At 63.2% G+C, this 22,908-nt stretch carries 21 protein-coding genes and 2 rRNA genes; 16 read left to right on the top strand and 7 right to left on the bottom strand.

Translation table 11 applies throughout. The features are described from left to right. The first annotated feature begins 249 nt into the window (after positions 1-249). Together J2X09_RS23210 and rrf are read left to right on the top strand one after the other, a co-directional pair. Positions 250-3,128, top strand: a 23S ribosomal RNA gene (locus tag J2X09_RS23210). 164 nt (positions 3,129-3,292) lie between these two features. Then, positions 3,293-3,405 (top strand): 5S ribosomal RNA (gene rrf / locus J2X09_RS23205). A gap of 141 nt (positions 3,406-3,546) precedes the next feature. Here the strand turns inward: rrf and J2X09_RS23200 are convergent. From J2X09_RS23200 to J2X09_RS23190, 3 genes are all read right to left on the bottom strand, one after another. Then, on the bottom strand, positions 3,547-4,473 hold the full coding sequence (locus tag J2X09_RS23200) for an MBL fold metallo-hydrolase (protein ID WP_310309525.1): 927 nt from the start codon (positions 4,471-4,473) through the stop codon (positions 3,547-3,549). 48 nt (positions 4,474-4,521) lie between these two features. Further along, on the bottom strand, positions 4,522-6,222 hold the full coding sequence (locus tag J2X09_RS23195) for an AMP-binding protein (protein ID WP_204735191.1): 1,701 nt from the start codon (positions 6,220-6,222) through the stop codon (positions 4,522-4,524). A gap of 101 nt (positions 6,223-6,323) precedes the next feature. Beyond that, positions 6,324-7,070, bottom strand: a complete 747-nt coding sequence (locus J2X09_RS23190) for an FFLEELY motif protein (protein ID WP_310309522.1) — start codon at positions 7,068-7,070, stop codon at positions 6,324-6,326. A 69-nt stretch (positions 7,071-7,139) separates the two neighbouring features. Between J2X09_RS23190 and J2X09_RS23185 the strand changes: the two genes are divergently transcribed. Further along, positions 7,140-8,120: an esterase/lipase family protein gene (locus J2X09_RS23185; RefSeq protein ID WP_204735190.1), complete on the top strand. Its 981-nt coding sequence runs from the start codon at positions 7,140-7,142 to the stop codon at positions 8,118-8,120. Here J2X09_RS23185 and phhA read toward each other — a convergent pair. Both phhA and hppD read right to left on the bottom strand, forming a co-directional pair. Continuing rightward, on the bottom strand, positions 8,042-8,896 hold the full coding sequence (gene phhA, locus J2X09_RS23180; protein ID WP_204735189.1) for a phenylalanine 4-monooxygenase: 855 nt from the start codon (positions 8,894-8,896) through the stop codon (positions 8,042-8,044). The genes J2X09_RS23185 and phhA overlap by 79 nt on opposite strands. 10 nt (positions 8,897-8,906) lie before the next feature. After that, positions 8,907-10,034 carry a 4-hydroxyphenylpyruvate dioxygenase gene (gene hppD / locus J2X09_RS23175; RefSeq protein WP_204735188.1) on the bottom strand — a complete coding sequence of 376 codons (1,128 nt, stop codon included), beginning with the start codon at positions 10,032-10,034 and terminating at the stop codon, positions 8,907-8,909. 118 nt (positions 10,035-10,152) lie between these two features. Between hppD and J2X09_RS23170 the strand changes: the two genes are divergently transcribed. The 11 genes from J2X09_RS23170 to J2X09_RS23120 all read left to right on the top strand — a co-directional run bounded on the left by J2X09_RS23170 (position 10,153) and on the right by J2X09_RS23120 (position 20,628). Further along, complete coding sequence (locus tag J2X09_RS23170) at positions 10,153-10,626, top strand: Lrp/AsnC family transcriptional regulator (protein ID WP_204735187.1); 474 nt, start codon at positions 10,153-10,155, stop codon at positions 10,624-10,626. Positions 10,627-10,714: 88 nt separating this feature from the next. Next, complete coding sequence (locus J2X09_RS23165) at positions 10,715-11,458, top strand: GNAT family N-acetyltransferase (RefSeq protein ID WP_204735186.1); 744 nt, start codon at positions 10,715-10,717, stop codon at positions 11,456-11,458. A gap of 81 nt (positions 11,459-11,539) precedes the next feature. Next, complete coding sequence (locus J2X09_RS23160; protein ID WP_204735185.1) at positions 11,540-12,406, top strand: CorC family transporter; 867 nt, start codon at positions 11,540-11,542, stop codon at positions 12,404-12,406. 62 nt (positions 12,407-12,468) lie between these two features. Then, positions 12,469-14,292, top strand: coding sequence for an apolipoprotein N-acyltransferase (gene lnt, locus J2X09_RS23155; protein WP_204735247.1), 1,824 nt, complete (start codon positions 12,469-12,471; stop codon positions 14,290-14,292). A 102-nt stretch (positions 14,293-14,394) separates the two neighbouring features. Next, the gene (gene glyQ / locus J2X09_RS23150) at positions 14,395-15,300 is read left to right on the top strand and encodes a glycine--tRNA ligase subunit alpha (protein ID WP_204735184.1); all 906 of its coding nucleotides are present in this window, start codon (positions 14,395-14,397) and stop codon (positions 15,298-15,300) included. Positions 15,301-15,321: 21 nt separating this feature from the next. Then, positions 15,322-17,445 (top strand): glycine--tRNA ligase subunit beta, encoded by a 2,124-nt coding sequence (glyS, locus tag J2X09_RS23145; protein WP_204735183.1) that lies wholly within the window; start codon positions 15,322-15,324, stop codon positions 17,443-17,445. 7 nt (positions 17,446-17,452) lie between these two features. Continuing rightward, on the top strand, positions 17,453-18,037 hold the full coding sequence (gmhB, locus tag J2X09_RS23140; protein WP_204735182.1) for a D-glycero-beta-D-manno-heptose 1,7-bisphosphate 7-phosphatase: 585 nt from the start codon (positions 17,453-17,455) through the stop codon (positions 18,035-18,037). A 19-nt stretch (positions 18,038-18,056) separates the two neighbouring features. Further along, the gene (locus J2X09_RS23135; RefSeq protein ID WP_204735246.1) at positions 18,057-18,797 is read left to right on the top strand and encodes a lysophospholipid acyltransferase family protein; all 741 of its coding nucleotides are present in this window, start codon (positions 18,057-18,059) and stop codon (positions 18,795-18,797) included. A gap of 8 nt (positions 18,798-18,805) precedes the next feature. Then, positions 18,806-19,702 carry a M48 family metallopeptidase gene (locus tag J2X09_RS23130; protein ID WP_204735245.1) on the top strand — a complete coding sequence of 299 codons (897 nt, stop codon included), beginning with the start codon at positions 18,806-18,808 and terminating at the stop codon, positions 19,700-19,702. Positions 19,703-19,790: 88 nt separating this feature from the next. Beyond that, the gene (locus J2X09_RS23125; RefSeq protein ID WP_204735181.1) at positions 19,791-20,198 is read left to right on the top strand and encodes a MerR family transcriptional regulator; all 408 of its coding nucleotides are present in this window, start codon (positions 19,791-19,793) and stop codon (positions 20,196-20,198) included. Positions 20,199-20,262: 64 nt separating this feature from the next. Continuing rightward, positions 20,263-20,628: a DUF1304 domain-containing protein gene (locus J2X09_RS23120; RefSeq protein WP_204735180.1), complete on the top strand. Its 366-nt coding sequence runs from the start codon at positions 20,263-20,265 to the stop codon at positions 20,626-20,628. On the opposite strand, the gene J2X09_RS23115 is transcribed toward J2X09_RS23120, so the two are convergent. After that, complete coding sequence (locus J2X09_RS23115; protein WP_204735179.1) at positions 20,629-21,057, bottom strand: VOC family protein; 429 nt, start codon at positions 21,055-21,057, stop codon at positions 20,629-20,631. An 82-nt stretch (positions 21,058-21,139) separates the two neighbouring features. Here J2X09_RS23115 and J2X09_RS23110 point away from each other — a divergent pair, with 82 nt between their 5' ends. Then, on the top strand, positions 21,140-21,718 hold the full coding sequence (locus tag J2X09_RS23110) for a TetR/AcrR family transcriptional regulator (protein ID WP_204735178.1): 579 nt from the start codon (positions 21,140-21,142) through the stop codon (positions 21,716-21,718). On the opposite strand, the gene J2X09_RS23105 is transcribed toward J2X09_RS23110, so the two are convergent. Next, a complete protein-coding gene (locus J2X09_RS23105) occupies positions 21,698-22,312 on the bottom strand; it encodes an IMPACT family protein (protein WP_204735177.1) in 615 nt (204 codons plus the stop codon). The genes J2X09_RS23110 and J2X09_RS23105 overlap by 21 nt on opposite strands. A 181-nt stretch (positions 22,313-22,493) precedes the next feature. On the opposite strand from J2X09_RS23105, the gene J2X09_RS23100 reads away from it, so the two are divergent. After that, positions 22,494-22,877 (top strand): PaaI family thioesterase, encoded by a 384-nt coding sequence (locus J2X09_RS23100; protein WP_204735244.1) that lies wholly within the window; start codon positions 22,494-22,496, stop codon positions 22,875-22,877. Positions 22,878-22,908 lie beyond the last annotated feature (31 nt).

Genomic DNA, 22,908 nt, shown 5'->3' with positions numbered 1-22,908 from the left:
CCACGGCTGTTCTTTAAAAATTCATAGAGTCGAATCAGCGTTGCTGATGGAAAGCACATATTCGTAAAGGTTTCATGTGCACCGTGCCATCAGCAACATTTTTTGATTGCGTCAACGAATATTCAATTTGATCGAAAGATGCAAATTGGAGCGGCATAACGCGCCAGGTGAAAGACCTGGCAGACATTTGCTTGATGTGATTTTGTATCTTGCGCAATCGAAAGATTGTGTGAGATGTCAAAGTTATAGGGTCAAGTGAATAAGAGCACGTGGTGGATGCCTTGGCGATGATAGGCGACGAAGGACGTGATAGCCTGCGATAAGCTTCGGGGAGCTGGCAAATTAGCTTTGATCCGGAGATTTCCGAATGGGGAAACCCACCTAGCAGTAGGTATCGCATGATGAATACATAGTCATGTGAGGCGAACCGGGTGAACTGAAACATCTCAGTAGCTCGAGGAAAAGACATCAACCGAGATTCCGAAAGTAGTGGCGAGCGAAATCGGAAGAGCCTGTTAGTGATAGCACAAGACTTAACGGAACGCTTTGGAAAGGGCGGCCATAGCGGGTGATAGCCCCGTACGTGAAAAGACCTGTGTGGTACTGAGCTAACGACAAGTAGGGCGGGACACGAGAAATCCTGTCTGAATATGGGGGGACCATCCTCCAAGGCTAAATACTCATCATCGACCGATAGTGAACAAGTACCGTGAGGGAAAGGCGAAAAGAACCCCGGGAGGGGAGTGAAATAGATCCTGAAACCGCGTGCTTACAAAAAGTAGGAGCCTCGCAAGGGGTGACTGCGTACCTTTTGTATAATGGGTCAGCGACTTACATTCAGTGGCAAGGTTAACCGAATAGGGAAGCCGTAGAGAAATCGAGTCCGAACAGGGCGATTCAGTCGCTGGGTGTAGACCCGAAACCAAGTGATCTATCCATGGCCAGGATGAAGGTGCCGTAACAGGTACTGGAGGTCCGAACCGACTAGTGTTGCAAAACTAGCGGATGAGCTGTGGATAGGGGTGAAAGGCTAAACAAACTTGGAAATAGCTGGTTCTCTCCGAAAACTATTTAGGTAGTGCCTCAAGTATTACCATCGGGGGTAGAGCACTGTTTTGGCTAGGGGGTCATGGCGACTTACCAAACCAAGGCAAACTCCGAATACCGATGAGTACAGCTTGGGAGACAGAGCACCGGGTGCTAACGTCCGGACTCAAGAGGGAAACAACCCAGACCGCCAGCTAAGGTCCCTAAAATTGGCTAAGTGGGAAACGAAGTGGGAAGGCTAAAACAGTCAGGATGTTGGCTTAGAAGCAGCCATCATTTAAAGAAAGCGTAATAGCTCACTGATCGAGTCGTCCTGCGCGGAAGATGTAACGGGGCTAAGCCAGTTACCGAAGCTGCGGATTTGCAATTTATTGCAAGTGGTAGGAGAGCGTTCTGTAAGCCTGTGAAGGTGTCTTGTAAAGGATGCTGGAGGTATCAGAAGTGCGAATGCTGACATGAGTAGCGTTAAAGGGGGTGAAAAGCCCCCTCGCCGTAAGCGCAAGGTTTCCTACGCAACGTTCATCGGCGTAGGGTGAGTCGGCCCCTAAGGCGAGGCAGAGATGCGTAGCTGATGGGAAACAGGTCAATATTCCTGTACCGATTACAAGTGCGATGTGGGGACGGATCTTAATAGGTTATCCGGCGGTTGGATGTGCCGGTTTAGACAGATGTAGGCGATACGTAGGCAAATCCGCGTGTCATATACCGAGGCTGTCGATCGAGCGAGCTTGCTCGCGAAGTAACTGAACGAGGTCCCAGGAAAAGCCACTAAGCTTCAGCTTGTAATTGACCGTACCGCAAACCGACACTGGTGCGCGAGATGAGTATTCTAAGGCGCTTGAGAGAACTCAGGAGAAGGAACTCGGCAAATTGACACCGTAACTTCGGAAGAAGGTGTGCCCTAGTAGTGTGATGAGAACATCTGAGCACGAACGGGTTGCAAAAAATTGGTGGCTGCGACTGTTTATTAAAAACACAGCACTCTGCAAACACGAAAGTGGACGTATAGGGTGTGACGCCTGCCCGGTGCTGGAAGATTAATTGATGGGGTGCAAGCTCTTGATCGAAGTCCCAGTAAACGGCGGCCGTAACTATAACGGTCCTAAGGTAGCGAAATTCCTTGTCGGGTAAGTTCCGACCTGCACGAATGGCGTAACGATGGCCACACTGTCTCCTCCTGAGACTCAGCGAAGTTGAAATGTTTGTGATGATGCAATCTCCCCGCGGAAAGACGGAAAGACCCCATGAACCTTTACTGTAGCTTTGTATTGGACTTTGAACAGATCTGTGTAGGATAGGTGGGAGGCTTTGAAGCAGGGTCGCTAGATCTTGTGGAGCCAACGTTGAAATACCACCCTGGTGTGTTTGAGGTTCTAACCTAGGTCCATTATCTGGATCGGGGACAGTGCATGGTAGGCAGTTTGACTGGGGCGGTCTCCTCCCAAAGCGTAACGGAGGAGTTCGAAGGTACGCTAGGTACGGTCGGACATCGTGCTAATAGTGCAATGGCATAAGCGTGCTTAACTGCGAGACTGACAAGTCGAGCAGATGCGAAAGCAGGACATAGTGATCCGGTGGTTCTGTATGGAAGGGCCATCGCTCAACGGATAAAAGGTACTCTGGGGATAACAGGCTGATACCGCCCAAGAGTTCATATCGACGGCGGTGTTTGGCACCTCGATGTCGGCTCATCTCATCCTGGGGCTGTAGCCGGTCCCAAGGGTATGGCTGTTCGCCATTTAAAGAGGTACGTGAGCTGGGTTTAAAACGTCGTGAGACAGTTTGGTCCCTATCTTCCGTGGGCGCTGCAGATTTGAGGAAGCCTGCTCCTAGTACGAGAGGACCGGAGTGGACGCACCTCTGGTGTACCGGTTGTCACGCCAGTGGCATTGCCGGGTAGCTAAGTGCGGAAGAGATAACCGCTGAAAGCATCTAAGCGGGAAACTCGTTCCAAGATGAGATCTGCCGGGGCCTTGAGCCCCCTAAAGAGTCGTTCAAGACCAGGACGTTGATAGGCTGGGTGTGGAAGCGCAGTAATGCGTTAAGCTAACCAGTACTAATTGCTCGTGCGGCTTGACCCTATAACTTTGATGAAAATCATCAGAGTCAAATGTCATCCGACTGAAAAGTCATGTTATGCCAGGTGGCCCAGAAATGGCCCCATCGTTGGCTGCAATCAAGATAGCTGATTCGAAGCTCTATGAATTCGTTGGACTGTGCACTCACAGCCCGACAACAAGTTATGCCTGACGACCATAGCGAGGTGGTCCCACTCCTTCCCATCCCGAACAGGACAGTGAAACGCCTTTGCGCCGATGATAGTGCGGGTTCCCGTGTGAAAGTAGGTCATCGTCAGGCTCTTACCAGCCCCCCAAACCCCCTCGTGCTCCATGCACTTGGGGGTTTGGGCTTTCTGGCGCGCCTTTGGCGCGTACTTTTGGCATTAATGGCTCGCTGAACCCATAGGGCAGGCAGGGTGCAAAGCCAGGGGTGCTAGCGCTAGCGGTTGATGACCCGACCGTCTTCGTACAGCAGAGCTTGGTTGCGCTCCAGTTCCCTGAGCAGCTCGGACAGCCATTGCCGCGCTGTGGTCCGATGGACGCGCGCTTCCGCAGGCATGGTTTGCGCGAAGTAGCTGGTTTGCAGCGCCCAATCCAGCAGCGCACCCTCGGACACCGATTGCCATTCCAGCAGTTTGAATTTGACCAGTACCTTGAGCGCATGCCGTCGGTGCTTGTCGGGGTGGCGAACAAACTGGTCGAGGCGGCTGCGCGCTCTCGAGAGTGCGCCATCGACATCATTGAAGACGCGACCGTGCCCAGGCATGACGGTGACCGGGGCGAGTGCCTCGATGAGGTCCAGTGTTTCTGCCACCTCCTGGAAAGCCGACACACCCTCTAATTCCGGGAAAACGACGCCAAAACCGTTCTCCCACAACGCGTCGGCTGAGATCAGCAAGCGATGCTCCGGTTGGAACAGCACGATAGAGTGCGGATCGTGGCCCTTGGCTGCATGAATGTCCCAAGACATCGGGCCCAGCCGAATGGACGCGCCTGGCTGGAGCAGACGCTGGTACGCAAAACGAGGGCAGATCTGTCCGGTGGGTTCGAACGTCAAGGCGACGGGGTCCCAATCTGCGACCGCCGCTGCCAAACCGGGGGGGATATGCGTCACGAGATCCGGATAGGTCCGTTGCAGGGCCGCGTTGCCCCCGCAATGGTCGCTATGCAGGTGCGTGTTCAGCAGCAGATCGAGCGGGACTTCTCCCAGCGATTGCCTGAGCAGGGCGACCGTTTGCTCGGCGTGTGTCGCATAGCCGGAGTCCACGAGCGCCGTGGGCCCTTCGCCCCGGATGAGGATGTTGTTTGCTGAGAGCCAGCCCCTCTCAAGGCATGTGATGCCGGCTCGGGCCAGCGTTGCGGTCAATTCGGTTGCCTGCACAGGCAATATGTGGGATGGCATTGCGCGGATGGCTCAGCTCCCGGCGGGCGTTCGCAATGCGCGCCGCAATATCTTCCCCACATTGCTCTTGGGGAGTTCGTCTCGGAACTCGATGAGCTTCGGGCGCTTGTATCCCGTGAGGTTGTCCTGGCAGTACCTGGCCACGTCTTCTTCGCGCAAGGTGGGGTCGGAGCGCACCACGAACACTTTGACGGCTTCGCCCTGCTTGTCGTCCTCGATCCCGATCGCGGCGCATTCCAGCACGCCCGGGCACAGGGAAATCACGTTTTCCAGCTCGCTGGGGAACACGTTGAAGCCGGAGACCAGGATCATGTCCTTCTTGCGGTCGACGATTCGGGTGAAACCGTGCTCATCCATCACACCCACGTCGCCGGTCCGCATGAAACCGTCGGGCGTGAACGCTCGTGCGGACTCCTCGGGCTGGTTGTAGTAGCCAGACATCACGTTGGGCCCCTTGATGCAGATCTCACCGGTCTCGCCCTGAGCCAGACTGAGACCCTCTTCGTTCTTGATCGCAATGTCGATACCTGGCAGCGGGAGGCCAATGGTTCCACTGAAGTGCTGGCTGGTGACAGGGTTGTTGGTGCCAATGGCGCAGGTTTCGCTCATGCCCCAACCTTCGATCATGGTGCAGCCCGTCACAGCTTTCCATTGCCGTGCCGTGCCCTCGGAGGCTGCCATGCCCCCCGCCTGGGACAAAGCGAGGTGGGAGAAATCGAGCTGGCGGAACTGTGGATTCTGCAGCAGTGCGTTGAACAGCGTGTTCACTGCGGGCAGCACATGGAAGGGCCTGCGCTTGAGGGTGTTGACCAACTGAGGGATGTCGCGCGGGTTCGGGATCAGCGTCATGTGCGCACCCCAGCGGATGGTCAGCAGGCTGAGGGTCAGCGCGAAGATGTGATACAGGGGGAGTGCTGCTATGCCGTTCACCTCTCGCAGATCCGGCACCTTGTGGAGCGCGGGCTTGAACCAGGCCTCCGCCTGCAGGATGGCCGCAATGATGTTGCGATGGGTGAGCACAGCCCCTTTCGACAGACCCGTGGTGCCCCCGGTGTACTGAAGGAAGGCCACGGAGTCGAGTGTGTCGTTTCCGGGTTTGAGTCGCATGGCTCCACCTTCGTGGATCACATGTCGAAAACTCGTGATGGTGCGCTCGCCGAGGGGGCCGGTGCGGGGGAGCCTGTAGGCCGGCACCATCTTGGCCAGGTGCCGGACCGCGAAGGTGATCCAGCGTCCGTACCAAAAGCCCAGTTCGTCGCCAAGGCTGGCAATGACGACGTGTTCCACCAAGGTCTGGTCGATCACCTCTTCAAGGGTATGGGCGAAGTTCTCCAGGATGACGATGGCTTGTGCGCCGGAATCCTTGAGTTGGTGTTCGAGTTCGCGGGCGGTGTAAAGCGGGTTGACGTTGACCACCGCGTACCCGGCCCGCACGATGGCAGCCATCGTGATCAGGAACTGCGGAACGTTCGGCAGCATGATGGCGATGCGCGCGCCCGGCAGCAGGCCGCGGCCCTGCAACCAGGCGCCCATGGCCGCGCTGAGGCCGTCGAGCTCGCCGTAGCTCATCCACTGTTCCATGCACACGCTGACAGGAGCACGGGCATGCTGCCTGAAAGCCTCCTCGAGCAGGGCAGACAGCGAGCGGTAGCGTTCCGGCGCCACCTCGTGGGGAACACCGTCGGGGTATTGGGTAAGCCAGGGTCGGGTCATGGGCGTTGAATGGGCTGCGAGTGGATGGACCATTCTGGCAAGCCGTTGACGGCGTGGGTACCGGGCCAGCCCTAGGGTGTTGTCACCCAAAGCACATGGGCTCAGGCCGCATTTGTTGTCTTCGCCAGTTCGGCGGCGAGAGCGGAGCTCGCTGCTGACTCAGGCTGTTCGAACAGGATGGAAATCCAATCCGCCTCGCGCGCGCTGATGGTGTCGAGAAACGCCCTGGCATTGCCCAGCGAGGCGAAGGCGTCGAAACCGCTCTCCAGGAAGTGCTGCAAGACGTCGAGGCCAGCCGCCCGCGCGGGGTTGCGCATCATGCGCAACGCAAGCCGCAAAGGCTTCATCCGCGTGAGGCGTTCAAGCTCGAGTCCCATGTGTTGCACGACCGCCAACTGACGGCCACGAGCGTCGGCCTGTCCGGTCTGGCGCCAGGCGCGTGTGTACCGCACCACCGGCAGCAGTGACGTGTCCTGCGCCATCCAGCTCTTGGCCATCTGGTGATCGAGCACTTCGGTCAAGGCGTGAATCTCGGCAAGATCGACGGCCAACTGCGCCACTGCCTGCGGAAAAAGCCGTTCGATCGCGCCTGCGATGCGAGCGAACTGCGCGTCGCGCTGGGCGAAGTCGTGCACTCCATAGAGCTCTTCCAGAAAGAAGCGGGTGGCGGGTGCATACACCGGGTGGGTGAGGAAGTCGGCGTAGGTGGCCCGGAACCGCTGAGCCTGCAGTTGCTTCACCTCGTGCACCGCGCGATCAAGACCCGCCGTGCGGGCTTCCTTCCGCAAATGGCTGACGCGCTCCAGGTGGGTGCGGATCTGGTCGGCGGCGCTGGGCTTCTGGGTCATGGTGGGCAGAGCGTCGAGGGTGACATCCCAGTCTAATTCGGAGTCATGACTCCGTGAGATAGTTCGGCCATGTCCGACCGCATACCTCCAGCTCACAAACCCCTACCGCGTTCCAGCCTGGCCCGCCTGCAACAAATGTTGGCGGTGGGGGCCGCAGGGTTCGCGGCGACGTGGCTTCTTTTGTGGTGGCCGCATTCGCGGGTGGTCGCGGTGCTCGGTGCGCTGCTGTCGCTGGGTGGGTACGCGCTGGTGCTGGGCCTCGAGGGGGTGGCCGCGGCCCTGCTCAACCGCGGAGACACTGCGCCGCCGCTGGCGTGGCGTGGCGTGGCGGGCGCCTGGTGGCAAGAGGTGCGCGTGGCGCCAAGGGTGTTCGCGTGGCATCAGCCGTTCCGCTGGGCCAGCCTGCCTGACGATGCCGACCCGTCCGATGGTCGCGTGCCCGCCGTGGTGTTCGTGCACGGATTCGTGTGCAACCGCGGCATCTGGTTGCCGTGGATGCGTCGCCTGCGCCGCGAGGGAGTGCCCTATGTCTCCGTCAACCTGGAGCCGGTGTTCGGGAGCATTGACGCGTATGTGCCGCTGCTGAGCGAGGCGGTAGGCCGTGCGCGGGCCCTCACCGGCCGCCCACCGATGCTGGTGTGCCACAGCATGGGCGGGCTGGTGGCGCGGGCGTGGCGGGTTGCGGAGCCTGAAACCTCCGTGCACAAGGTCGTGACCATCGGCAGCCCCCATCGTGGCACCTGGCTGGGCCGTTTCAGCCGGGTGGCGAATGGCCGGCAGATGCGGCAGGACGGCGAGTGGCTGGTGGCGCTGCACCGACGCGAGGCCGAGATCGCTCCGCAGAACGCCTATGCAGACTTCGTGTGCTGGTACTCGAATGCGGACAACATTGTGTTTCCGGCATCTACCGCCACACTGCCCGGCGCCGACAACCGGCACGTGCCCGGCGTGGCGCACGTGGCCCTGGCATTTCACCCCAGGGTGATGGACGAATCGCTGGCGATCGTGACGTCAGCAGCGAGCTCGCCGAGCGAGCGAACCGCTGCGTAGAGCGGGGTGAAATCGGGCGCGGTTATCTCGAACAGCTGCTCGAAGCTGTCGATGACGAAGTACGTCGCCTGGTAGTCGTCGATCTTGTAGCGCGTGCGCATGCAGCGCAGCAGATCCAGCGCAATGCGCCGGGCTTGCGGGCTGGTCACGCTGTGGCGCAACTCTCCCGACGAACTCAGGATGCCGGCGCCATACGCCCGCAGACCGTCGGGCTGGCGGATCAGGCCGAACTCGATCGTGTACCAGTACAGCCGCGAGAGCAGTTCGCCGGCGCCCAGGTCGTGCGCTTTCAGGCCGCCCACACCGTAGCGTTGCACGTAGTCGGCAAACACCGGGTTGAACAGCAATGGCACATGGCCGAAGAGATCATGGAAGACGTCCGGTTCGACGATGTAATCGAACTCATCGGGTGTGCGAATCCAGTCGGTGACGGGAAAACGGCGGTTCGCCAGCAGATCAAAAAAGGGCCGCTCCGGTATCAGGCCCGGCACGGCGACGATTTCCCAGCCTGTGGCGGGCTTGAGCCGTTCGTTGATCTCCTCGAAACGAGGAATGCGGTCCTTCACGCCCAGCGACGGCAGGGCTTCGATGAACGCGTCGCAGGCCAGTCCTGGCAGCAAAGCGGTCTGACGCTCGTACAGGCGCTGATAGGTTTCGTGGTCCGCTGCGGTGTAGGACGCCCAGTTCTGCCGGCAGGTGTAGTCGCCCTGCGCGCGCGAGTAGTCGCCACGCGGCGGGCGCTCGCTGGCGCCATAGACAACAGGTTCGACAGCCATTGCGTTGCCTTCAGGCCTTGAGGACGCCGCGGCGCACCTGGTCGAGTTCCATCGTCTCGAACAGCGCCTTGAAGTTGCCTTCGCCGAAGCCCTGGTTGCCCTTGCGCTGGATGAACTCGAAAAAGATCGGGCCGAGCTGGTTCTCACTGAAGATCTGCAGCAGCAGTTCACCTGGAACGCCGTCGACCAGGATGTTGCGTTGCTTGAGCCCCTCCAGGTCCTCGCCATGGTTCGGGATGCGTTTGGGCAGCAGCTCGTAGTAGGTTTCACTCGTGTTGAGCAGCTTCACGCCGCTGAGCTCAAGCGCGTCGACCGTGTCGTAGAGGTTGGTCGAGCCCATGGCAATGTGCTGGATGCCTTCGCCGTGGTAGCGGTCCAGGTACTCCTGGATCTGGCCGGATTTCTCGTTGCCCTCTTCGTTGATCGGGATCCGGATCTTGCCGCAGGGGCTGGTCATGGCCTTGCTCTTGACGCCCGTGGCCTGGCCTTCGATATCGAAGTAGCGCACTTCGCGGAAGTTGAACAGGCGCTCATAGAAGCCCGCCCACTCCTCCATACGTCCCCGGTGCACGTTGTGGGTGAGGTGGTCAATATAGGTCAGGCCGTGGCCCGTGGGGTTGAGTTCGGCACTGGAGTTCTGGGCGAACGGTTCAAAGTCCACGTCGTAGAAGCCGATGTTGCCGATGTCGCCGGTTTTCGCGCCATTCTTGCCGCGCCACTTGTCAATGAAATAGATGATGGAGTCGCCGATCCCCTTGATGGCGGGGATATTCAGTTCGCCCGGGCCGGCAGACTGCGCATAGCCCCAGGCGCCCAGGGAGATGGCGCGCTCGTACGCGGCCTTGGCATCTGTCACGCGGAAGGCAATGGCGCACACGCTGGGGCCGTGCAGCCGGGCGAAGCGCTGCGCGAAGCTGTCGGGCTCGGCATTGATGATGAAGTTGATCTCGCCCTGGCGGTAGAGCGTGACGGCCTTGTGGCGGTGTTTCGCGATCGGCTTGAAGCCCATGCGTTCGAACAGCGCGCCCATGGCGACGGGGTCGGGTGCCGCGTATTCGATGAATTCGAAACCGTCGGTGCCCATCGGGTTGTCCCAGGGCGTGGTGGCTTGCGCGGCTGCGGGCAGGGGCTTGTTCATGTCGGTCTCCGTCGTGTCAGTGGGCGATGGGCCACTGTATCGGCGAAGGGTGGCACGATTCCGGCGTTTTGACGCGCGCCATTCATCCTTGTTGCAGAATTCCTGCAAAATGGCGTGTATGGACGCACTGGACAAGCTCGACCGACATATTCTGCGCTGCCTGCAGGCCGATGGCCGCGCCACCTACGACCAGATCGCAGAGGCGGTCGGGCTCTCGCCCAGCGCGGTCTTGCGCCGGGTGCGTCGGCTGGAGGAAGCGCATGTGATCGACCGTTATGTCGCGCTGGTGAAGCCAGAGGCGGTGGGACTCGGTCTCACGGCACATGTGAATGTGCGGCTGGAAAAGCACTTCGACAGCGCGAAGCGCAGCCCGATGGACCTGTTCCGCGCCAGCGTGCTGTCCTGGCCGGAGGTTGTGGAGTGTGCCGCGCTCACGGGGGACATGGACTTTCACCTGCGCCTTGTGGTGGCCGACATGGCGGCCTACTCGCGCTTCATCATGGATACCTTGCTCAAACACCCCAGCGTGCAGGACTGCAAGACCAGCTTCGTGATGGAGCGCGTGAAAAGCACCACGGCATTGCCTTTGTGAATGCGGATCGCGTGCCCGTCCGTCGGGTTCCCGCCGGTTTAGGGGTTTGAGTCCTTGCCAGTATAGGGATAACCCGTACATTCCACCCATGGTCTATCCCACCCGCTGGTTCAAGTCGACGCCCCTGCAGGCGCAGGCGGTGACACGCGCGGCATCGTCCACAGGTGGGTCCCCTGGGCCGGGTGACAGATTGGATGCGCCGAGTCCGGTGGTGGTGCCCATCCGCTCCATCGGTCCGGCCCAGATCGACCGCATCGAGGCGCATCTGCTCGACTTGGACCCGCACGACCGGTACCTGCGTTTCGGCTATCCCGCCAATGACGAGCAGATTCGCCGGTATGTGGCCGCGCTCAATTTCGACCGCGACGAACTCTTCGGCATCTTCAACCGCCGGCTCGAACTCATCGCCATGGCCCATCTGGCGTTCTCGCTCGACCCAAAGTACACCAGCTGCGCCGAGTTCGGTGTGTCGGTGGCCAAGAGCGCACGCGGTCGGGGCTATGGCGGCCGCCTGTTCGAGCGGGCTGTCATGCACGCACGCAACGAAGGCGTGCAGATGCTGTTCATCCATGCGCTGTCGGAAAACACCGCGATGCTCAAGATCGCTCGCCGTGCCGGCGCGGTCATCGAGCGTGATGGCTCCGAATCCGAGGCGCATCTGCGCCTGCCACCCGCGGATTTCGATTCGCGCGTGACCGAGATGGTCAATGAGCAAGTGGCCCTGACCGACTACCACCTCAAAGCCCAGGCCAAGCAGTTCTGGGGCTTCCTCTCGGTGCTGCAGGACATCCGCCAGGGCGTGCGCGAAGCGCGAGAGCGCGCCCGGGGTTGAGCGGCAACTCCCGCGTGGCTTTGCGCCACGACACCCGCTTGGGGTATCCTTTCGGGCTGTTACAACCACCCCCCATCTTCAGTGGCCGACTCCCCCCCCAGTAGCGGGCCGCAGCGCAGCCTGCGGCATGCCGACAAACGTGGTTTTCTGCAGAAGCTTGCGGAGTTCATCCATCCCGGGCCGGACTCCAAGGACGAGCTGATCGAAACCCTCGCCGAGGCCGAGGACAACGACATCATCAACGCGGAATCGCGCGTGATGCTCGAGGGCGTGATCCGCATTGCCGACATGACCGCCGGCGACGTGATGGTGGCCACGCCGCGCATGGATGTGCTGGACATCGACGCGCCTTTCGAAGACATGTTGCACCTCGTCATCGACACCGCGCACTCGCGCTTTCCGGTGTTCGAGCGGGAGCGGGAAAACATCATCGGCATCCTGCTGGCCAAAGACCTGCTCAAGCTGCAGCGTGCTCCCGAACTCAACATCCGGGCACTGCTGCGGCCTGCCACGTTCGTGCCGGAGAGCAAGGGCCTGAACGACCTGCTGCGCGAGTTCCGGGGCAACCGCAACCACCTGGCGATCGTCATCGACGAATTCGGGCGCGTGGCGGGCCTCATCACCATCGAGGACGTGCTGGAAGAAATCGTCGGCGAGATCGAGGACGAGTTCGATGTCGTCGAGGACGATGGCGATATCTTCGCCCTGGCCGATGGCACCTGGCGCGTGAGTGGTGACACCCAGATCGAGCGCATCAACGAATCCTTCGGGCTGAAGCTGCCCGAAGACGACTTCGACACCATCGGCGGCCTGATTGCCCACACCATGGGCCACGTGCCCAAGCGCGGCGAGGTGCATGAACTCGATGGCCTGCGCTTCACCGTGCTGCACACCAAGGGTGGGGCCGTGAAGTGGTTCAAGGTGCTGCCCTTGCCGGGCGAGACCTGAGGTCCGGGCCATCCATGCGCAGCCTGTTCGGATCACTGCACACGCCGTCGAGCTTCAATCCGATGAGCCGCCGCCCGCCGGGGCGCAGCGCACGCGGCAGCGGTTTCGTGTGGTTTCTGGTGTGTCTGCTGGGCGGGGCTCTGCAGGCTGCGTCCATCGCCTGGCCGCTGGCGGGATGGAGCCCGCCGGGCACCGAATACGGCCAGCCCAGCGGCTGGTGGCAGATCGCATCGCTCGCCCTGCTGGTGCTGGCGCTGCAGTTTGCCACCCGGGTGGGGCAGGCCGTGTGGCGTGGATGGGTGTTCGCCACTGTCTGGCTGGCCGGCACCTTCTGGTGGCTTTTCATATCGCTGCACACCTATGGCGGCATGCCGGCCTGGATGTCCGTGCTGGCGGTGCTGGCGCTGGCGGGGTCGCTGTCCATTTATTACGCCGTGGTGGTGGGCTTCCTGTGCGCCTGGGCGCCGGTGTCGCGCACCGCGCAGGGGATCATGTTCGCATCGTTATGGACGCTGGCCGAACTGGCTCGCGGCCACTGGTTCACCGGTTTCCCCTGGGGGGCCGGCGGTTACGCACATGTTGACCTGATGGCCGGGTGGGCGCCGCTGGTGGGTGTGTATGGCATGGGCTTCGTCGCGGCCTTGCTGGCGTATTCGCTGGCCTCCATCTTCTCGGGAGTGTGGCGGCGCTTCAGCCTCTGGATGCAGTCATCGGTCAGCCGCTCCGCCACGGGCGCGCATGGGGTCACGCCGGGGGCACGTGTGCAGACGCGGCTTCTGCCGGGCCTGGCCAATGGCTGGTCCAGTGCCTTGCGCTCGCTGGCGCTCTTCCTGGTGGTGGGCGCGCTCGTGCTGAGCCTGGTCGGTGGCGGCGAGGCGTGGCGGGGGCTGGGGCATCGTGGCACCGCAGCCGCGGGCGACCTGCGCGTGTGGCTGCTGCAAGGCAATATCCCGCAAGACCAGAAATTTGAGCCGGGCACCGGCGTGGCCCAGGCTCTGGACTGGTACCCCCGGCAGATCGGCGATGCCGTGCAGGCCGCCCGCACCACCACCACCGGCCCGCAGCTCGTGGTGGCGCCAGAGACGGCCATCCCCTTGCTGCCCGGCCAGCTCGGCCCCGAGTTCTGGCAACCGCTGCTCGGCCATCTCGCGCAGCAGCCGGCGGGAGCCGGCGTGAGCGCGCTGGTGGGGCTGCCGTTGGGCAGCCTGGAACAGGGTTACACCAATTCGGTCTGGGGACTCACCTCGGGGTCGGCCCACCGCCTGCAGGGTCAGGCGCGGCTGGACACGCCCGACAACGGTCTGTACCGCTACGACAAGCACCACCTGGTGCCATTTGGTGAGTTCATCCCGCCTCTGTTCCGCTGGTTCACCGATCTCATGAACATCCCGCTCGGGGACTTCAATCGCGGTGCCCTGCCGCAATCTGCCTGGGCCGTCGCCGGACAGCGTGTGGCGCCCAACATCTGCTATGAGGATCTTTTTGGTGAGGAGCTCGCGGCCTCGTTCCGCGACCCCAGTGCATCGCCGACAGTGCTGGTGAACCTCAGCAACATCGCCTGGTTCGGCGACAGCATTGCGATCGACCAGCACCTGCACATCTCGCGCCTGCGTGCCATCGAGCTGGGCCGGCCCATGCTGCGCGCCACCAACACCGGTGCCACGGCGGTGATCGACCACCAGGGCAGGGTCACGCAGCAACTGCAGCGCCTCACGCGTGGCCGGCTGGAAGCGTCGGTGCAGGGCCGCAGCGGTCTTACGCCGTACGCGCAATGGACGGCGCAGTGGGGGCTGGCGCCCATGTGGATGGTTTGTGCCGTGCTGGCGCTGCTGATCGCCCTGGCGCGAAACCTGGGCCGCCGGGGTGGGCGCACGCGCCGGCGCTGACCGCCCCCGTAAAATCGAGCACTTGGGCTGTTTCCGGCGCTCCCAGCGCTGCGCGCCTCTCCAGATCACCTTTTGGCCGGGCTTTTGCTCCGGCTTCCTTGCATGTTGACCTTCCAGCACATCATCCTGAAACTCCAGTCCTATTGGGACGCTCAGGGCTGCGCGCTGCTGCAGCCCTATGACATGGAGGTAGGCGCGGGCACGAGCCACACCGCCACCTTCCTCCGCGCGCTCGGTCCCGAACCCTGGAAGGCCGCCTACGTCCAGCCCAGCCGCCGCCCCAAGGATGGCCGCTATGGCGAAAACCCCAACCGCTTGCAGCACTACTACCAGTACCAGGTGGTGCTCAAGCCAGCGCCCAGCAACATCCTCGAGCTTTACCTGGGCAGTCTGGAAGCGCTGGGTTTCGACCTGAAGAAGAACGACATCCGCTTCGTCGAGGACGACTGGGAGAACCCCACGCTGGGTGCCTGGGGACTGGGCTGGGAAGTCTGGCTCAACGGCATGGAGGTGACCCAGTTCACCTATTTCCAGCAGGTCGGCGGCATCGACTGCAAGCCCATCACCGGCGAGATCACCTATGGCCTTGAACGCCTGGCCATGTACCTGCAGGGCGTGGACAACGTCTACAACCTGAAGTGGACGGACACACTGAGCTACGGCGACGTCTACCTGCAGAATGAAAAGGAGCAGTCGGCCTACAACTTCGAGCACAGCGACGCTGATTTCCTTTTCACCGCCTTCGCTGCGCACGAGAAGCAGGCCAGGCACCTGATGGAGCAGCAGCTTGCGCTGCCTGCGTACGAGCAGGTGCTCAAGGCCGCACACACCTTCAACCTGCTGGATGCGCGCGGCGCGATCAGCGTGACCGAGCGGGCCGCCTACATCGGCCGCATCCGCAACCTCGCACGGTCGGTGGCGCAAAGCTACTACGACAGCCGCGAACGCGTGGGCTTCCCGATGGCGCCGCGCGAGTGGGTTGAACAGATGGCGAAGAAGGTGGCCTGAGCGCACGTTGAGAGAACAAGAATGACTGCACAGAACCTGCTCGTCGAGCTGTTTGTCGAAGAACTGCCCCCGAAGGCGCTGAAGAAGCTCGGCGATGCCTTCGCCAACGTGCTGGCCGACCAGCTCAAGGCCCAAGGCCTGGCGCCGGCCGATGCCGCTGTTACGGCTTTCGCGTCCCCGCGCCGCCTGGCCGCACACGTCACCGGGGTATTGGCACGAGCGGCCGACAAGGCGGTGTCACAGAAACTCATGCCCGTGAGTGTGGGCCTGGATGCAAACGGCCAGCCGACGCCGGCACTGCTCAAGCGGCTGGCCGCGCTGGGGGCCGACGCCTCTGCGGTAGCCAGCCTCAAGCGCGCGCCCGACGGCAAGGCCGAAGCGCTGTTCCACGACAGCGTGGCGCCCGGCGCCGAACTGGCAGCCGGTCTGCAGAAGGCCCTCGAAGAGGCCATCGCGAAACTGCCCATTCCGAAGGTCATGAGCTACCAGCTCGAGACCGACTGCGAGCTGCCCGGCTGGAGCAGCGTGAACTTCGTTCGGCCGGCGCACGGCCTGGTCGCCCTGCATGGCGGCAGCGTTGTACCGGTGAAAGCGCTGGGGTTGAATGCGCAGAACAGCACGCAAGGCCATCGTTTCGAGGCAGCGGTCTCGCCCGTGGTGCTCAAGGACGCCGACAGCTATGCCATCACCCTGGCCAGGGACGGGGCGGTGATCGCCTCCTTCGCCGAGCGCAAAGCTGAAATCGTCCGCCAGCTCGCGGCCGCCGCCGCGAAGGTGGGCGACGGTGCAAAGCCGATCGAGGATGACGCGCTGTTGGACGAAGTGACCGCGCTCGTTGAGCGGCCCAACGTGCTGGTCTGTGAGTTCGAGACACAGTTCCTCGACGTGCCGCAGGAGTGCCTGATTCTCACGATGAAGGCCAACCAGAAGTACTTCCCGCTGCTCGATGCGCAGGGCAAGTTGACGAACCGCTTCCTGGTCGTGAGCAACATCAGCCCGGCCGACGCCAGTGCCGTGATTGGTGGCAACGAGCGTGTGGTGCGTCCGCGCCTGGCCGACGCCAAGTTCTTCTTCGACCAGGACCGCAAAAAGACCCTGGCCTCGCGCGTCGATGGCCTGGCCAAGGTGGTCTATCACAACAAGCTGGGCACGCAGGGAGAGCGCATGGAGCGCGTGCGCGCCATCGCCCGTGCCATTGGCCAGCAGCTGGGTGGCGATGTGCTCGCGAAGCAGGCCGACACCGCCGCGCAGCTCGCCAAGACCGACCTGCTGACCGACATGGTGGGTGAGTTCCCCGAGTTGCAGGGCGTCATGGGCGGCTACTACGCGCGCCACGACGGCCTGACCGAAGACATCGCCATCGCGATCGAGGACCACTACCGTCCGCGCTTTGCGGGCGACGGGCTGCCGCGCAACCCCGTGGGCGTGGTCGTGGCGCTGGCCGACAAGCTGGAGACGCTGGTGGGCATGTTCGGCATTGGCAACCTGCCCACCGGCGACAAGGACCCGTTCGCGCTGCGCCGGCATGCACTGGGTGTGGTGCGCATGCTGGTGGAGAAGGATCTGCCGCTGGACCTCCGTGCCCTGCTGGGATTGGCCGTGCCTGCCTTTGGCGCGTTGATCCAGGATCCCAGCAACGCGCTGGCTGACTTCATCTACGACCGCCTGGCTGGCAGCCTGCGTGAGCAGGGCTACAGCGCCCAGGAGGTGGATGCCGTGCTGGCGTTGCAGCCCCAGCGCCTGGGCGATGTGGCGAAACGCCTGACCGCTGTGCGCACGTTCGCATCCTTGCCCGAGGCTCCCGCACTCGCCGCCGCCAACAAGCGCATCGGCAACATCCTCAAGAAGGCCGAGGGCGAGGGTACCGTGGCGGTCAAGGAGGCCCTGTTGACCGAAGCGGCCGAAAAGGCGCTGTTCGCGGCCATGCAAGCCACCGTTCCCGCCGCCAACGCCCGGTTCGAGGCGGGCGACTATGCCGCGAGCCTGCAGGCGCTAGCCGCCCTGCGCGTACCGGTGGATGCCTTTTTCGACGGCGTGATGGTCAACGCCGACGACCCCGCGCTCAAAGCCAACCGCCTGGGGCTGTTGCGCGAGCTGCACCGTGCCATGAACCGCGTGGCCGACCTGTCGCGGCTTGCCGCCTGAGTCCCCCATGAAGCTCCTCATCCTCGACCGCGACGGCACGCTCAACCGCAGCCGCGATGACTACGTCGCCTCGCCGGACGAGTGGGAAGCCTTGCCCGGCGCACTCGAAGCGGTGGCGCGGCTCAACCAGGGTGGGTGGCGTGTGGTGCTCGCCACGAACCAGTCCGGCATCGGCCGCGGCCTGTTCGACATGGCCTCGCTCAACGCGATCCACGCCAAGATGCACCGCCAGTTGGCCGTGGTCGGCGCGCGCGTGGAGGCGGTCTTTCTCTGCCCGCACGCGCCCGAGGACGCCTGCGCCTGTCGCAAACCCGCGCCCGGGCTGTTCATGCAGGTTGGCGCCCGCTTCGGTGTACCGCTGGCCTCCGTGCATGCGGCGGGCAACGCCATGCGACACGTGCGCGCGGCGGCCACGGCAGGCTGCCAGACCCACCTGCTGATGACGGGAAAATCCGAGCACCTGCGGGGTCGCCTGGGACAAGGGTCCGAGGCCGATCTGGCCGCGCTCGCGCCCGATCTGCCCTCCGGCACCCATCCCCACGACGATCTCGCCGCTTTCGCCGACTGGCTGCTGGCGCAGTCCACGACTTGAGTCTGTCTCCATGATCCTCATTCACCTGCTGCGTTCGGTCCTGCACATCCTGTTCATGGCCGTCACTGTGGTGCCCTGGGCCCTCGCGGTGCTGGTGGCCGCGCCGTTTCTCAGCAGCACCCGGATCTACTGGATGTGCGTGGGCTGGTTGCGGTTGGCGGTGAGCAGTGGCAAGCTGATCCTTGGCATTCGCAACCATGTGATGGGTTTCGAGAACCTGCCAGTGGGCAGCACCGCGCCTGCGATCCTGCTGCTCAAGCACCAGTCCACCTGGGAAACCTTCTGCATGCCCACGCTCATGCCACACCCGCTGGCCTACGTTTTCAAGAAGGAGCTGCTCTATGTGCCCTTCTTCGGTTGGGCGATGAGTCGCATGGACATGATCCACATTGACCGCAGCAAGCGCACGCAGGCCTTCAACAAGGTGGTCGAGCAAGGCCAGCGGCTGCTCAACCAGGGCACGTGGGTGATCATGTTTCCCGAAGGCACACGCATCCCGCGCGGGCAGAAAGGCCAGTACAAGAGTGGTGGTACGCGCCTGGCCGTCGCCACGGGCGCGCCGGTGATCCCGATCGCCGTGACGTCCGCCAAGTGCTGGCCGCGCAAGGCATTCATCAAGAGGCCCGGCACGGTCGAGTTCTCCATCGGGCCACCCATTCCCAGCGCGGGGCGAGATCCCGATGAACTGCTGCGCGAGGTCGAGGCCTGGATCGAAGCCGAGATGCGCCGCCTCGATCCCGAGGCTTACCGCGCCGCGTGAGCGATCCCATGCAGCGCTTCGTTCAACTGGCGCTCGATTTCCTGGGGGGCTCCGAGCCCGCTCCGGTCCCGCCGCCTGCGGTCCCCGTGGCTCCGGTGCTGGCGGCGCCACCGGCCCTGCCCATGACGCAGGTGTTCCAGCCCGTCGCATGGCACCACCCGCGTGCCAACCGCATGTTGCGGCTCGGCACCTGCGACGTGGCCTACGAATTCAAGCGCGGCAAGCGGCGCACGATTGGCCTGTCGGTCAGCACCGAAGGGCTCAGCGTGAGCGCGCCGCGCTGGACGCCCATGGGCGAGGTCGAAGCCCTGCTACACGACAAGTCGTCGTGGGTGCTGGAGAAGCTGCAGAGCGCACGCCAGCGTGCCGGCGAGATGGAGCAGGCGCGCATTCGCTGGGCTGATGGGGTCGAGTTCGACTACCTGGGCGAACGCATGCGCCTCGTGCTCGATCCGACGCACACCTTCACCCAGGTGGGGGCCTTGTTTGAACCCGCCTGCGGGCCGGGCGGCATGGCCACATTGCGGCTTGGCCTGGCCCGCAACGCGCAGGAAACGCAGATTCGCGACGCCGCGCAGGCGTGGTTGATGAAACGTGCCAAGGCCTTGTTCACCGAAAGGCTGGACCACTTCGCGCCGCAACTCGGGGTGCGCTACAGCAAGCTGCGCCTCTCCAGTGCTGGAACTCGCTGGGGCAGTGCGAGCGCGGATGGCTCGATCCGCCTGAACTGGCGGCTGATCCATCTCAAGCTCGACATGATCGACTATGTGGCGGTGCACGAGTTGAGCCATCTGCACCACATGGACCACAGCCCACAATTCTGGGACGTGGTGGCCAGCGTGTTGCCCGATCACGCGCAGCGGCGCCGGGCGCTGCGCGACGCTGCCGTTCCACTGGGCGAGTGAGGTGCCTTCGGGTGGGTGTAACCCCAGGCGATTCCGTTAAGATCGCCAAGTGACGTTGACGTAAACGTCAATAACAGGGCCTGACCCCATGGCAACGAACCCGACCTTCACCATCAGCGACCTGGCGCGAGAGTTCGACCTGACCACACGCGCCATCCGCTTCTACGAAGACATGGGTTTGCTGCAGCCACAGCGCGAAGGGCCGGGTGGGCGCAACCGGGTGTACACCTCCCGCGACCGCACGCGGCTCAAGCTCACGCTGCGCGCCAAACGGCTGGGCCTGTCGCTGACCGAGGCCAGGGACATCATCGACATGTACGACAGCCCGCGCGACACCGGGCCGCAGCTGCGCAAATTCCTCACCGTGCTGGCTGACCACCGTCGCCAGCTGGAGGAGCAGATGGCCGATCTCATGGCCAACCTCGATGAGGTGAAAACGCACGAAAAAGAGGCTCGCGCGTTGCTGAGCCGGGTCGAAAAAAGTCCAAAGGCTTGACCGCCGACAGGTTAAGCTGCCAGCGTTCTGCGGCCACCCGGCCGCGTGTCCAGGGGTCATGGCCATGTCTCTCGCTGCCAGCATCGTCGTCGCGCTTGTTGCGCTGTTGCACTTCTACTTCCTGGTGCTCGAAATGTTCCTCTGGGACAAGCCCGCCGGGATGCGGGCGTTCGGCCAGACGCCCGAGTCGGCCGCCGCCACCAAGGTGCTGGCGGCCAACCAGGGCCTGTACAACGGCTTCCTTGCCGCCGGTCTGCTCTGGGGGCTGTGGCTCGGACCAGAGGGCTTCGGCGTGAAGGTGTTCTTTCTGCTCTGTGTGCTGGTCGCTGGCCTGTATGGTGCGGCCACGGCCAGCCGCAAGATCCTGTACGTGCAGGCGCTGCCGGCCGCGCTGGGGCTCGTGCTGGTCCACCTCAGCCGTTCGGCCTGATCAGGTCGCGGCGGCACCTGTCGCGTACTGGCGCAGGAACTCCTCGCTCGGCGGAATCGGCTGGATCACGTCGATCAGCACGCCGATCGGATCCTGCACGATGAAGTGGCGCTGGCCAAACGGCTCGTCGCGCAGCGCCAGCAGCACCGTCAGTCCTTGTGCGACGACACGCTGGTATTCGGCACCGGCATCCTCCACCTCGAAGTTCAGCAACACGCCCGAGACCTTGCCGCCGCGCGCCGGCGCCGGAATGGTGGCGTGGCTGCCATCCAGGATCGCCAGGTTCACGTTCGCGTCTTCGGTCGATTGCAGGTGCACGTACCAGTCGCTGTCGAACTGGCGCTGGAAGCGGAAGTGCTGCTCATAGAAGCGGGCCGTCTCGGCCACGCGATCGGTCATGAGCACGGGGTAGTACTGGGCGGATTTCATGCGAGGGCTCCTTGAAATACATACAATGTGCATGCAAGTTCAATATAACATACAGGCTGTATGTATGCAAAATGGTTCCAAATTGTCAAGGCGTTCTCAGGTCGAACGGACCGACGCCACCCGTGCAGCGCTGATCAGCGCTGCACGGGTCCTGTTTGAGTCCCGGGGATTCGCCGCCACCGGAACGCCCGACATCGTGGCGGCGGCGCACGTGACGCGTGGTGCTCTGTACCACCATTTCGCGGACAAGACAGAGTTGTTCCATGCCGTGGCGCGGCAGGTGGCCCAGGAGGTTGCGGACGAGATCACTCACCGGTCGAAGCGCCGCAAGACGCCGCTGGACGCGCTGCTGGCGGGCTCCCAGGCCTACTTCGCCACCATGGCCGAGGCCGGCCGCGCGCGTCTGCTGTTGCTGGAAGCGCCGGCCGTGCTGTCCGCCGAACAGGTCATGGGGCTGAGCGAGACCGCTGGCTTCCAGGCGTTGCAGGAAGGCTTGCGCGAGGCCTTGGGCGAGGGTCACGCGGCGCTTCCATGGCGGGAGCTCAGTCTGTTGCTGTCGGCCGCATTCGACCGCGCGGCTCTGGCGATCGCACGGGGTGAGTCCGCCGCACCTTACGAGCGCGCAATTCGCCTTCTGATCTCAGGCCTCGTGTCCGGTTGACGAGGGTTCGTCCTTCAGCCAGACCACGCGGCCCTGCCCGGCGTTGGTGAGGCGGGCTACCAGGGCATCGACACCGGTGTCGGGCAGCCGCAAGGACACGCTCACGCCGTCACCATGTCGGGCGTCGATCAGGCTGGCACCGTGGGCGTCGAGTTCGCGGCGCAGCCAACCCTCCAGCGCATAGGGCAGCACGCAGCGCAGCACGCGCCAGCGCACCACCGGCACCTTGTGGGCCTGCAGCAGCGCCTGGGCCACGCTGTCGGTGTAGGCGCGCACCAGACCGCCAGCGCCGAGCGGGGTGCCGCCGTAGTAGCGCACCACGGTGGCCAGCACGCTGTCCAGATCCTGGTGGCGCAAGACCTCCAGCATGGGGCGGCCTGCGGTGCCGCCGGGTTCGCCGTCGTCGTTCGCCGCCGAATGTCCACCCGCCATGAGCGCCCAGCACACGTGCGTGGCGTTGGGATGCGCGACCCGCAACCCGGCCAAGCGGCGCTGGGCGGCGGCCCGGTCCGCCACCGGTTCCACGCAACCGATGAAACGGCTCTTCTTGATGGTGTTTTCGCTGTGGACGGGGCCGGACAGGGTGAAGGGCATCGGGCGTAGAGCATAGCCGCGCAGGCAGGGAAAGTCCGATCAAATTGACGTTTACGTAAACGTCAACGTAGAATCGCGAACCCCCCCCAGTGCCCAATCTGCCTTGAACCCTTCCGTCTTCGAGCCGCGCCACCCTGGTTTCGACCAGCGCACGCGCGAGAGCTTCGCCCGCCAGGCTGCGATGCGCACGTTGGGTGCCACGCTGGCCAGCCTCGAACCCGGCCGGGTCGAGATCACCCTGCCGTGGGCAGAGCCGCTCACGCAGCAGCACGGCTTTCTGCACGCAGGCATGGTGGCCACGGCGCTGGACTCGGCCTGTGGCTACGCTGGCTTCACACTGATGGCGGCCGACGCAGCCGTGCTCACCATCGAATTCAAGATCAACCTGCTCGCGCCCGCCCAGGGCGAGCACTTCCGCATGATTGGCACGGTGATCAAGCCAGGCAGGACCGTGACCGTGTGCGAAGGCCAGGCCTATGCCGTAGACGGTGGTCGCGAGAAGCTGATCGCCACCATGGGCTGCACGCTCATGGCGGTGGTCGGCCGCGAGAATATCCACGGCTGAGCCCCTCAGCCCTTACAACGACATTCCAGGA

The sequence above is a fragment of the Hydrogenophaga laconesensis genome (genome assembly GCF_031457235.1).
GTDB lineage: Bacteria > Pseudomonadota > Gammaproteobacteria > Burkholderiales > Burkholderiaceae_C > Hydrogenophaga > Hydrogenophaga laconesensis.
Note: the sequence above shows the minus strand (reverse complement) of the source record. Positions and strands in the feature narration are given on the sequence as shown.